Origin of the sequence: Tenacibaculum holothuriorum (assembly GCF_002120225.1) — a bacterium.
GTDB classification, from domain to species: domain Bacteria; phylum Bacteroidota; class Bacteroidia; order Flavobacteriales; family Flavobacteriaceae; genus Polaribacter; species Polaribacter holothuriorum.
This window is the reverse complement of the sequence record NZ_LAPZ01000007.1, coordinates 209,524-221,628: the sequence shown is the minus strand read 5'-3', so window position 1 is coordinate 221,628 and position 12,105 is coordinate 209,524. Positions and strand designations below refer to the sequence as shown.

The window sequence follows — 12,105 nt, the reverse complement described above, 5'->3', positions numbered from 1 at the left end:
TTAACGATTAAATTTTATTATTAAATCTGAAGCTATTTTACCCGAAATTAATGCGGGAGGAACACCCGGTCCTGGAACCGTTAATTGACCTGTAAAGAACAAATTCTTTACTTTTTTACTTTTAATTTTTGGTCTAAGAAAAGCTGTTTGAGTAAGTGTGTTTGCTAACCCATATGCGTTTCCTTTATACGAATTGTAATCGTTTATAAAGTCGTTAACACAAAAACTTTCCTTAAAGATAATATTTTCTTTTACAGATTGTTGTGTTAGTTTCTCTAATCTTTCAATAATCATATTAAAATAATACTCTCTAATTTCATTTGTATCTTCAATACCTGGAGCTAATGGAATTAAAAAGGTGGCAGCTTCTTTGCCTTTTGGTGCAAAACTATTATCTGTTATTGAAGGAAAACTAGCATAAAACAATGGTTCTTTTGGCCACTCAGGAGTATCGTAAATTGAAACTGCATGCACATCAAATTCAGTATCAAAAAATAAAGTATGATGACAAACACTTTTAAGTTTTTTATCAAACCCTACATAAAATAATAATGATGACGGAGCAAATGTTTTTTTAGTCCAATATTTTTCTGAATATTGTCTGTATACGTTCGGTATTAAAGTTTCTGTATGATGATAATCTGCTCCACTTAGAACAATATCGGCAGACAAAAACTTATCGTTTATCATTATACCAATTGCTTCTCCCACTTCATTAACAACAATTTCTTCTACAGTAGCATTTGTTACAAATTCTACTCCCAAATCTGTAGCTAAGTTTACCATTCCTTCTACTACTTTATACATTCCTCCTTTAGGATGCCAAGTGCCCAAACCGAAGTCAGCCCAATTCATAAAGTTGTATAATGCTGGTGTATTTTGAGGTTTAGCCCCTAAAAACAATACAGGAAACTCAAGTATTTTTAGCAGCTTTTTATTCTTAATACTTTTACTTACCTGCTTCCTGATATTTCCAAAAACATGGTGTAATCTTACAATCGTTTCTGGTGTTATAAGCTCTAAAGGTGAAATTCCTGGTTTATACACTAAATTCTTAACAGCCACATCGTAATTACCTTTTGCTGTATTTAAAAAACGCTGTAAATGTTTTGCACTTCCTTTTTCTTCTTTTTCAAAAAGTTCTAAAATTTCATTTAAATTTCCTGAAATAGTTAGTGAATCTTCTTTACCAAAATATACTTGATATGCTGGGTCTAATTTTTCTAATTGATAATAATCAGATGGTTTTTTACCAAAATCTGCAAAGAATTTTTCGAATACATCTGGCATCCAATACCAAGTTGGTCCCATGTCAAAAGTAAATCCGTTTACTTTTAATTGTCTTGCTCTCCCACCTATATTATCATTCTTTTCAAAAACTACAACATCATATCCTGCTTTGGCTAAATAACAAGATGCAGCTAAAGAAGAGAAACCCGAACCTATTATGTGAATTGTTTTTTTCATTTTGTTTAACAAATATACAAATTAATTAAACAATTTGAGATTGTTAAAAAAAAATTATAGTTCATTTAACATCTCTATAGAAGAAGTAAAGAATTTAAAGTCAGAAGAATACTTAGAAATATCTATTAAATCGACCTTTCTTCCTAAGCAATAAAAATCGTATTCCTTATTAGCCAACAACTCTTCTGCCTGTTTTAAATAACTATCAAGCTTTTCGTCTAATGGATAGATTGTAAAGCTTGTTACAAACGAAATATGGTCGTGTAACTTAAATAAATGACCAAGATTATTTAAAGGTACGCTCTGACCTAAATAAATTGTTTTGTAACCTCTTAACAATAACTCGTAATTAACATATAACAAACCTAATTCATGTACTTCGTTTTCGGGCAAGTACAATACAAAAATGGTGTTAGTTTTTGTAGGTTCGCTTAATGCTAATTTTTCAATATTAAGGTGAATTTTTTGTGCTATTAAGTTTGAAATAAAATGTTCGTGAGCTGGTGTTAAAGTATCAGTTTGCCATAATAAACCAATATGTTCTAGAAAAGGAATGAATACATCTTTAAAAACATCTTTAAACGATTTTCTTACTAAAAGTTGATTATAAGTTAGATTAAATAAGCTTGTATTAAATTGAAACATTGCCATTTTTAATGAATTAATGGCTTCATCATTTACAGCATATCGCAATGCCAATTCACGTGCTTTTAAAATAATTCCATCTTCAGATAATTGGGCTATCTTAGAAATTTTAAGATTATTTTTATTCAGTAATGCAACGTTTAAAAGCTTTTGTAAGCTTTTATCATCATAATATCTAATATTCCCTGAAGTTCTCTGAGGTTGTAATAAGTTATAGCGTTTCTCCCAAATACGAATAGTATGAGCCTTGATTCCTGTAATGTTTTCAAGGTCCTTAATTGTAAAATCTGTTTTTATATAATTGTTTAACAAAATACTATTCTATATAAACAAATATACAACTTTAAATAAAAATAGCATTTTTTTGTAACAAAATGTATTTTTGGAACACTTATAGTGGAAAGAAATAAATCAACCGAGTGCAAACCAAACAAGAACAGCAATTTTTAAACGATTTCGAACAAAACCAAAATATTGTTCATAAGGTTTGTAGAATTTACACGTCTAATCAAGACGCTCATAACGATTTATTTCAGGAAATTACAATTCAACTTTGGAAGAATTATAGCAAGTTTAGAGGAGATGCAAAATTTAGTACTTGGATGTATAGAGTTGCATTAAATACTGCTATTTCTCTGTATAGAAAATCTTCGAGATCTATAAAAACACAAGACATTAGTGATGTAGCTTTTAAAATTCAATCTCATGATTATGACGATACTGAAGAACAACAATTAAAAGCACTCTATAAAGCTATTCACAAGTTGAATGATATTGATAAAGCTCTTATCTTTTTGTATTTAGAAGACAAACCTTACCGTGAAATTTCTGAAACATTAGGTATTAGTGAAGTAAATGCTCGTGTTAAAATGAACAGAGCAAAGGATAAATTAAAAAAAGTATTAAACCCATAATATTATATGGATTTATTAGACGGATATAAAAAAGCTTGGGACAATCAGTCAGAAGAAACTAATAAGGTTTCTAAAGTTGATATTTATAAGATGGCGCATTCAAAATCGTCATCTATCGTAAAAAAGATATTTATAATTGGTATTCTAGAATTAATTTTTTGGGCTACTATTAACATATTCTTTACGGGTTCTTCTTATGGTGATATATATGAAGAATTACATTTAAACACAATTGTAACATTAAGTATATACCTACACTATTTAGCCATTATATTATTTTTAGTTCTCTTTTATAAAAACTACAAATCAATTTCAATATCTGACAATACCAAAAGCTTAATTGCAAAAATACTTAATACTCGAAAGACTGTTCAATATTATGTATACTTCAACTTAGGTTATTTGATTTTAGCAAATATTGTGGTAATGTGTTTTGTTTTTTCTGACTTAGATGGGCTAATTCAATATTATAATAATCATGGTATTAATACTTCTATAGCTAATAAAACTCAACTATTAGTTTCTCTTATAGTAGCTATGGTATTTATACTTAGTTTCATGTTTTTAATTTTATGGTTATTCTATAAAATTGTATATGGCTCTTTAATTAAAAGGTTAAATAAAAATTATCAAGAATTAGTTAAATTAGATGATAATTCTTAACTTATACTAATGAAAAGAGTACTACTATTTATATCGTTGCTCCTAGTTAGTTTAAATCTACTCTCTCAGGAAACTGAAACTAAGTTTTGGGATAATGTTCGTTTTGGTGGTGGATTGGGATTAGGTTTTGGTACTTCTACCACAATTGCTATTTCTCCTTCTGCTATTTACGATTTTGAAAATGGTGTTTCTTTAGGCTTAGGGCTTAACTATTTACATAATTCAAGAAGCGGTAATAGTGCTAATGTTTACGGAGGAAGTTTGATTTCTTTTTATAACATACCTAGCACTAATATTCAGCTCTCTAGTGAGTTTGAACAACTTTTTGTTAATCGAAAAATTAATAATGTAACAGATAATTACAATTACCCTGCTTTATACTTAGGATTAGCATACAGACAAGGTTGGGCTTCTATTGGAATTCGTTACGATGTTTTATATAAAAATAGCAGAAGCATATACGCCTCTGCCATTTCTCCTGTTATTCGAGTATTTTTTTAAAGGAAGCTTCTTAATTCTTCTAATAATTTTTCATGCATTGGTTGAGTATAATCTAAATGCGTCACAATACGTATTTTTCCTTGCCCCATTGAAATTAACAGAATATCCTTTTCTTCCATTTTCTTTATAAATTCCATCGGATCAATAGAATCATCTACATAAAAAATAACAATATTAGTTTCTATAGGTTCAACTTTTTTAACGTACGAACAAGATGCTAAAACCTCACCTATTTCCTTGGCTTTTTTATGATCTTCTTCTAATCGATTCACTTGGTTTTCTAGAGCATACATTCCTGCTGCTGCTAAATAACCAGCTTGTCGCATTCCTCCTCCAAAAAGTTTACGAACTCTTAGCGCTTTATTCATATCTTGTTTGCTTCCTACTAAAACAGAACCAACTGGTGCTCCCAATCCTTTGGATAAGCAAATTGAAATTGTGTCAAACAAATCACCATATTGTTGCGTTGTTTCTTGCTTAGCAACTAAAGCATTAAACAACCTTGCTCCATCTAAATGATAAGCTAAATTATTATGCTGTGTTACTTCTTGAATCTTTTTTAACTCTTCAAAATTCCAACAAGCTCCTCCTCCTTTATTAGTCGTATTTTCAATACATACCAATCTATTAAAAGGAACGTGAATATCTGCTCTACCCGATACAGCTTCTTTTAATTGATTTGCAGTAAACATACCTCTATCACCATCTATTAAATGCGAGGTGACTCCTGAGTTGAACGCTGCTCCTCCTCCTTCATAATTATAAACATGCGCCCATTTATCACAAAACATTCTATCTCCTGGTTGTGTATGTAATTTTATGGCTGCTTGATTTGCCATTGTCCCCGAAGGAAAGAATAAAGCAGCTTCTTTATTAAACATTTTAGCTACTTTTTCTTGTAGTTCATTTACAGTTGGATCTGCATTAAAAACATCATCCCCAACTTTGGCACTCATCATTACTTCCAACATTTCTGGTGTTGGTTTGGTAACTGTATCTGATATTAAATTTATTATCATTTATTCTTTCAATAATTAGTGTTTATAATCTGTTCCTATTGGTGAACCATCTGGAATTTTTGGTACCGATTCTTTTATATATTTAGATGGGTTCTTTTTGAAATTAGTAATCATTTCTACATAAATATCATTAATACCTTTATTTACTAATTCGTTTAATTTATTATTAAGTATTCTTTTAACTTGAATGTAAATATTTTTATCCATTGCTAATGTAAACATAGCATTTAAAACTTCAGTATTTATTACTTCTTGTAATGATTGATAATATGCATCTTTATGCTTTTTTTCAAAAGAAACTTTAAGAAGAGTATCTATCATTTCTTCGAATCCTAATTGATTTTCATCTAAACTTTTATGCTGAACCAATCTATTAGCTCTGTCTGGATGTAATAAAAAACTCAATGTAAAATTGCTGGCTGTTTGTACAGCTCCATACGAATCAAAAGCTACACCTGTTTTACTCTTAAAACTTTCTCTCGTTCTAGAATAACCATAAGCTCTTGGTGGAAACATTGCTAATAATCTTTTTGGAATTTCCAATTCTTTAACATCAATTGTTTTTAGTAATGATGTTAATGCTTTTCTTTCAGTTGCTCCATTAACTCGTTTTACAATAAGTTCTTTTTGTCCTTTTACTGCGTAAGTATAATCCAATCCTCCAATTAATTTTGAAGTAGCATCTGTTTGATATCTATGGAAAAAATACAACGGAACAAATACATCTTCTAAAACTGAATATGGAGTTTTACTCTTTATATTATCTTTTGAAAAACTTGCTATTGCTTTCTTTCTAATAGCTAAAATGTTTTCTAATTCTTTATAAGCTGATGTTCCATTATCCCATAAATGAGCATACGCATGAGCACTTCCTTTTGGTCGTGCATCTTGATCAGATATAAAACGTAATCCTTTCGAAAAAGCGTTATCTAAAATATTTTCTAACTGATTTTCTTCATCACTCACAAAATCTTGATAAGCATAAGCAACCGTAACTTTATCCCATTCTCCAATTCCAACTGCGTATGCTTTTGAAAAGTCTATTTCCCCATTTTTTAAAGACAACTGCGGATGTGGATAATCCATTACCGATGCTCTATTGTTTGTACTTGCAGCAAAATTATGAGCAAAACCTAAAGTGTGCCCTACTTCGTGAGCAGATAATTGTCTAATTCTTGCCAAAGCCATTTCTAACGCAAACTTATCATCTGTTCTTCCATTTTTATATGGCGCTTGCAAAGCTTGTGCTATTAAAAAATCTTGTCGTATTCTTAGCGATCCTAAACTTACATGACCTTTAATAATTTCACCGGTTCTTGGATCGGTAATACTTCCTCCATAACTCCATCCTCTAGTAGATCTATGTACCCATTGAATCATATTGTAGCGAACATCTAACGGATCTGCATTTTCTGGTAATATTTTAACTTGAAAAGCATCCTTATATCCAATAGCTTCAAAAGCTTGATTCCACCATCTTGCGCCATCTAATAATGCTGAGCGAATAGGCTCAGGAGTTCCTCTATCTAAATAATAAATAATAGGTTCTTTAGCTTCACTAATTTTTGCTTCCGGATTTTTCTTCTCCAATCGATGTCTTGTTATAAAACGTTTTACAATTGATTCATCTACTGGTGTTGCATAATCCATATAAGTAGTTTGCCAAGAACCACAACGAGGATCATACCTTCTTGTTTTATAATTATTATCTGGTAACGCTACAAAAGAATGATGTTGATGAACAGTTACAAATTTTGCATTAGGTGTTACACTTCTAATATTATATCCTTTTGGTTTTCCTGAAAAAGTTAACAACATATCAAACTCAACGTTTTTAGGAAAACTTTTGGTTCTTTGCATGTTTACTGCACTTCTATTTTTATCGACTCTGTAACTTCCTTGTTTGTTTTGCTGTAATCTACCCGAAACATCATGAGTATCATTCAATAGGAAATCGGTAATATCAATTAAAAATGAATTCCCATTTTGTTCTTTAATAACAAAACCATACAATACCGATTTTGCAAAGGCTTCTTTTACCGATTGTTTTTCTTCTTTATTATTGGTTATTGCTCTGTAATCTTGATTCGGTTGAATTAGTAAAAGCTTATTTCCAGCTTTTTTAAAAAACACAACTTCACCTCCGCCTAATTGCCCTCTATCTAAGCCAATATCATTAGAACCAACTCCTTCTGAAAGTGCATGAACATATAAAAACTCGGTATCTAGTTTATCTATTTCTAAAAAAAGTTTATCAGTATTTTCATCATAATAAAAATTGAAAAAACCTTCGTATTTGGTTATTCCTTTTTTTCCTTCAAAAAACTGTGAATAAAGTGATAACTGAACAATAAAAAACAGTAAAAAGGATGCATATTTTTTCATCTTAAAAATTTGGTTAGATTAAAACGAGAATAAAAATAGTAAATCTTTTTTTTAGATTATTTTTGCATCGATTATGATTACACAAGAACAATTAAAAAATATATCTGAAAGAGTCCAAAAGTTAAAAGACTACTTAGACATTGAGAAAAAGTTAATTGAAATTTCTAATGAAGAAGAAAAAACTGCAGATCCAAACTTTTGGAACAATCCGAAAGAAGCTGAAGTTTTAATGAAATCGTTACGATTAAAAAAGAAATGGGTCGAAGACTATAATACTATTGTCGATTTAAATGACGACTTAGTTGTTTTATATGACTTTTATAAAGAAGGAGATGTAGATGAAAATGAAGTTGAAGAACAACATAATAAAGCAATTTCATTCTTAGAAGATATTGAGTTTAAAAACATGCTTTCTGATGAAGGAGATAACTTAAGTGCTGTTATACAAATTACTGCTGGTGCAGGTGGAACAGAAAGTTGTGACTGGACAGAAATGTTATTTAGAATGTACACAATGTGGGCAGAAAAACAAGGTTTTAAACTTAAAACACTTAACTATCAAGCAGGAGATAGCGCAGGTATAAAAACTGTTACTCTTGAAATTGAAGGTGATTATGCCTTCGGTTGGTTAAAAGGAGAAAATGGAGTACATCGTTTGGTAAGAATTTCACCTTTTGACAGTAATGCTAAAAGGCACACTTCCTTCTCTTCTGTTTATGTGTATCCTGTTGCAGATGATTCCATTGAAATAGATATTAATCCTGCTGATATAGAAATCACTACGGCGCGTTCTAGTGGAGCTGGTGGACAAAATGTAAATAAAGTTGAAACCAAAGTTCAATTATTACACAAACCTAGTGGAATACAAATTCAATGTTCAAATTCTCGTTCTCAACACGATAATAGAGCTACTGCATTACAAATGTTAAAGTCTCAATTATATGAAATTGAGTTACAAAAACGTTTGGCTGCTCGTGAAGAAATTGAAGCCAATAAGATGAAAAACGAATGGGGAAGTCAAATACGAAACTATGTAATGCACCCATATAAGCTGGTTAAAGACGTTCGTACAACTCATGAAACAGGAAATGTTGATGCTGTTATGAACGGAGATATAAATGCCTTCTTAAAATCGTATTTAATGATGATGGGGCAAAAAGACAACTAAAACTAAAGAAAAATGATAAAAATATACCATAACCCACGTTGTTCTAAATCTCGTCAAGGAGTCGCTATTTTAGAAAATTCGGGAAGAGAATTCGAAATTATAAAATATTTAGATACTGTTCCTACAACAAAGGAATTAACTGACATTATCAAGTTATTAAACATCTCTCCTATTGAACTAGTTAGAAAGAACGAGAAAATATGGAAAGAAGAATTTAAAGGAAAAGAACTTTCTGATAGTGAAATTATCGAGGCTATGGTTAACAATCCTAAATTAATAGAGCGTCCAATAGTTATTAATAATGACAAAGCTATTGTAGGTCGTCCTCCAGAAAATATTTCTTCGATTATATAATAAAAAAAGAGATTCATAAGGAATCTCTTTTTTTATTAACACTATTTAACAACTAAAACTATAGTTATAATATTTTATGTAGTAAATTAGCAACGCAATCAAAATTTAATTTACTATGAAAAAACTAGTCTTAGGGATTTCTTTGGCCCTATTAGTCTCTTCAGGTCATGCACAAATGACCAAACAAAAAATGCAAACCGCAGCTAGAAAAGGAAAAATAGCTGCTATGAAAATTCCAACCGACCCTTCAGTTAAAATCGGTAAACTTTCAAACGGATTAACGTATTACATCAAAAAAAATGCAAAGCCTGCAAATAAAGTTGAACTTCGTTTAGCTGTAAATGCTGGTTCTATTTTAGAAGACGATGATCAATTAGGGTTAGCTCACTTTATGGAGCACATGAATTTTAATGGAACCAAAAACTTTAAAAAGAATGAATTAGTTGATTATTTACAGTCTATTGGAGTTAAGTTTGGTGCTCACTTAAACGCTTATACAGGTTTTGATGAAACTGTATACATCTTACCAATACCTAGTGATGATGAAGCTAAATTAGAAAAAGGGTTTCAGATTTTAGAAGATTGGGCTCATGGAGCTTTATTAGAAGGTAAAGATATTGACGAAGAACGTGGTGTTGTTTTAGAAGAATACCGTTCTCGTAGAGATGCTGGTAGCCGTATGTTGCAAAAATACTTACCTAAAGTAATGCACGGTTCTAAATATGCAGAAAGACTTCCTATTGGTACCAAAGAAAATCTAGAAAACTTTAAACACGAAAGTATCCGTCGTTTTCATAAAGATTGGTATCGCCCAGATTTAATGGCAGTAATTGCTGTAGGAGATGTTGATGTTGCTAAATTAGAAGAAAAAATTAAAGCACATTTTGCTCATATTCCAGCTGTAAAAAATCCACGTAAAAGAGTTGTTGCTCCTTTAAAAAACCATAAAGAAACTTTTATTGCTATTGAAGCAGATAAAGAAGCTCCTTTTTCTAGAGTACAAGTTATGTACAAAGATCATGATGCAGCTAAACCAGTTGTTACTTTAGGAGACTATCGTAACTCTATGGTTAAATCTTTATTTACTCAAATGTTAAATAACCGTTTAGATGAGTTAAGAAATGCTGAAAAACCACCTTTTGTATATGGTTTTAGTTATCATGGAGGTACTTGGGCTAGAGGTAAAAACGCATATCAATCTATAGCTGGTACAAGTGCTGATGGTCAATTATCTGGTTTACAAGCTTTATTAGACGAAAATGAACGAGTAAAAAGATATGGATTTACTCCAGGTGAATTAGAGCGTGCTAAGAAGAATGTAATAGCTCGTTTAGAAAAATCTTTTAAGAATAAAGATAAAACAGAATCTAACAGAATTATTGGAGAGTACGTTAATAACTATTTAGAACAAGAGCCTATTCCTGGTATTGAATGGGAATACAAAGTAAATCAAAGATTATTACCAACTATAAAATTAGACGATGTAAATAAAATTATTAAAAATTATTTACATGATGACAATCGTGTTGTTGTTATTACTGGACCTAAAAAAGTTGTTACAGAACAACAAGTTATCGATGCTTTAAATTCTGCTAAAACTAAAGATTTAAAACCTTATGAAGATGTAGAAGTAGCTTCTTCTTTGATTACAAAAGCTCCAACTCCTGGATCTATCATTAAGGTTACAGAAAATAAAGACTTAGGTACTAAAACATTTGTTTTAAGTAATGGTGCTAAAGTTACTTATAAGAAAACTGATTTTAAGAACGATGAAATTTTATTTGAAGCATTTAGTTTTGGTGGTACTTCATTATATACTGATGAGGAAGCAAAAGCAACTTCATTTGCTAATGGAGCTTTAAGTCAAGCAGGAGTGAATAATTTTAAACTTAATGATTTATCAAAAATGATGATGGGTAAAATTGTTCGTGTAAATCCTTTTATAGGGACTTATAGTGAAGGATTTAGAGGTAACGCTTCTCCTAAAGATTTAGAAACTTTATTTGAAATGGTTCATTTATATTTTACTGCTTTAAATAAAGATGAAAGTGCTTTTAAATCGTTTGTAAACAAACAAAAAGGGTTTTTAGGTAATTTATTAGCAAGTCCTAACTTTTTCTTCCAAAAGGAAATGAGTGAATTTGTATATGGTAAAAATCCTCGTTATACAGGTTTCCCTACTCCAGAAAAGTATGACAAAGCAGATTATAATTTAGCTTATAAAAAGTATCAAGAACGTTTTGCTGATGCTGGTGACTTTAACTTCTACTTTGTAGGAAATGTTGATGAAAAGAAACTTGCTGAATATGCTACTAAATACATTGCTAGCTTACCAGGTAAAAACTCTAACGAAAAGTATAAAGTTAGTAGTTTTAGACCATTATCAGGTTCTCATACTAAAATAGTTGCAAAAGGTAAAGACCCAAAGAGTCAAGTTAGAATTAACTACCGAGGAGAAGCTGAATACAATAAAAAAGATGCTTTAGCTTTTGAAAGTTTAATTGAAGCTGTAAAAATTAAACTTACTGAACAACTTCGTGAAAAAGAAGGTGGAGTATACTCTGCTGGTGCTTACGGAAGTTTAAGTAAAATGCCTTACGGAAGTTATAGTTTAACAATTAGTTTCCCTTGTGCTCCTGAAAATGTTGAAAAATTAAAAAACATTGCAGTTCAAGAAGTAGAAAACATGGTTAAAAACGGACCAACTTCTGAAGACTTAGATAAAACTAAAAAAGCAATGATTTTAGAGCATAAAGAAGATGTAAAGAAAAATCGTTTTTGGTTAAGAACGATTAAAAATATAGACTACTTACAAAATGATGGTAAAGATTTATCTTCTTATGAGAATAAAGTTAATGCTTTAACTAAAGAAGAAATTCAAAAAGTGGCTAAGAAGTATTTAACTAACGGATATATTTTAGGAGTATTAAATCCAGAAAAATAATTCTATTTTAAATCATAATTTAAAAGCTCTCAATTTCTTGAGAGC

At 30.4% G+C, this 12,105-nt stretch carries 10 protein-coding genes; 6 read left to right on the top strand and 4 right to left on the bottom strand.

The genetic code is table 11. From position 1 onward, the window contains the following. Together WH52_RS10230 and WH52_RS10225 are read right to left on the bottom strand one after the other, a co-directional pair. The gene (locus tag WH52_RS10230; protein WP_086030848.1) at positions 1–1,467 is read right to left on the bottom strand and encodes a phytoene desaturase family protein; all 1,467 of its coding nucleotides are present in this window, start codon (positions 1,465–1,467) and stop codon (positions 1–3) included. 54 nt (positions 1,468–1,521) lie between these two features. Continuing rightward, the gene (locus WH52_RS10225; RefSeq protein ID WP_233131549.1) at positions 1,522–2,424 is read right to left on the bottom strand and encodes a MerR family transcriptional regulator; all 903 of its coding nucleotides are present in this window, start codon (positions 2,422–2,424) and stop codon (positions 1,522–1,524) included. A gap of 107 nt (positions 2,425–2,531) precedes the next feature. Between WH52_RS10225 and WH52_RS10220 the strand changes: the two genes are divergently transcribed. From WH52_RS10220 to WH52_RS10210, 3 genes are read left to right on the top strand one after another with little or no spacing between them, the layout of a single operon-like run. Next, positions 2,532–3,026 (top strand): RNA polymerase sigma factor, encoded by a 495-nt coding sequence (locus WH52_RS10220; RefSeq protein WP_086030846.1) that lies wholly within the window; start codon positions 2,532–2,534, stop codon positions 3,024–3,026. Between the two features lie 6 nt (positions 3,027–3,032). After that, positions 3,033–3,689 (top strand): hypothetical protein, encoded by a 657-nt coding sequence (locus WH52_RS10215; RefSeq protein ID WP_086030845.1) that lies wholly within the window; start codon positions 3,033–3,035, stop codon positions 3,687–3,689. A 9-nt stretch (positions 3,690–3,698) separates the two neighbouring features. Next, positions 3,699–4,190 carry a hypothetical protein gene (locus tag WH52_RS10210; RefSeq protein WP_086030844.1) on the top strand — a complete coding sequence of 164 codons (492 nt, stop codon included), beginning with the start codon at positions 3,699–3,701 and terminating at the stop codon, positions 4,188–4,190. On the opposite strand, the gene WH52_RS10205 is transcribed toward WH52_RS10210, so the two are convergent. Next, complete coding sequence (locus WH52_RS10205; RefSeq protein ID WP_086030843.1) at positions 4,187–5,209, bottom strand: threonine aldolase family protein; 1,023 nt, start codon at positions 5,207–5,209, stop codon at positions 4,187–4,189. The two genes, WH52_RS10210 and WH52_RS10205, sit on opposite strands and share 4 nt — an antisense overlap. Positions 5,210–5,224: 15 nt before the next feature. Beyond that, the gene (locus WH52_RS10200; protein ID WP_086030842.1) at positions 5,225–7,594 is read right to left on the bottom strand and encodes a zinc-dependent metalloprotease; all 2,370 of its coding nucleotides are present in this window, start codon (positions 7,592–7,594) and stop codon (positions 5,225–5,227) included. Between the two features lie 73 nt (positions 7,595–7,667). Here WH52_RS10200 and prfB point away from each other — a divergent pair, with 73 nt between their 5' ends. From prfB to WH52_RS10185, 3 genes are all read left to right on the top strand, one after another. Next, the gene (prfB, locus tag WH52_RS10195; RefSeq protein ID WP_086030841.1) at positions 7,668–8,762 is read left to right on the top strand and encodes a peptide chain release factor 2; all 1,095 of its coding nucleotides are present in this window, start codon (positions 7,668–7,670) and stop codon (positions 8,760–8,762) included. 12 nt (positions 8,763–8,774) lie between these two features. Next, positions 8,775–9,116 carry an arsenate reductase (glutaredoxin) gene (arsC, locus tag WH52_RS10190; RefSeq protein ID WP_086030840.1) on the top strand — a complete coding sequence of 114 codons (342 nt, stop codon included), beginning with the start codon at positions 8,775–8,777 and terminating at the stop codon, positions 9,114–9,116. Positions 9,117–9,231: 115 nt separating this feature from the next. Then, entirely contained in the window at positions 9,232–12,060 is a 2,829-nt protein-coding gene (locus tag WH52_RS10185) for a M16 family metallopeptidase (protein WP_086030839.1), read from the top strand. Positions 12,061–12,105: the final 45 nt, after the last annotated feature.

Bases quoted from the DNA above. Each gene is read 5' to 3' on its own strand.
- WH52_RS10230 (WP_086030848.1), bottom strand. From the start codon at position 1,467: ATGAAAAAAACAATTCACATAATAGGTTCGGGTTTCTCTTCTTTAGCT.
- WH52_RS10215 (WP_086030845.1), top strand. From the start codon at position 3,033: ATGGATTTATTAGACGGATATAAAAAAGCTTGGGACAATCAGTCAGAA.
- WH52_RS10210 (WP_086030844.1), top strand. From the start codon at position 3,699: ATGAAAAGAGTACTACTATTTATATCGTTGCTCCTAGTTAGTTTAAAT.
- WH52_RS10205 (WP_086030843.1), bottom strand. From the start codon at position 5,209: ATGATAATAAATTTAATATCAGATACAGTTACCAAACCAACACCAGAA.
- WH52_RS10200 (WP_086030842.1), bottom strand. From the start codon at position 7,594: ATGAAAAAATATGCATCCTTTTTACTGTTTTTTATTGTTCAGTTATCA.
- prfB (WP_086030841.1), top strand. From the start codon at position 7,668: ATGATTACACAAGAACAATTAAAAAATATATCTGAAAGAGTCCAAAAG.
- arsC (WP_086030840.1), top strand. From the start codon at position 8,775: ATGATAAAAATATACCATAACCCACGTTGTTCTAAATCTCGTCAAGGA.
- WH52_RS10185 (WP_086030839.1), top strand. From the start codon at position 9,232: ATGAAAAAACTAGTCTTAGGGATTTCTTTGGCCCTATTAGTCTCTTCA.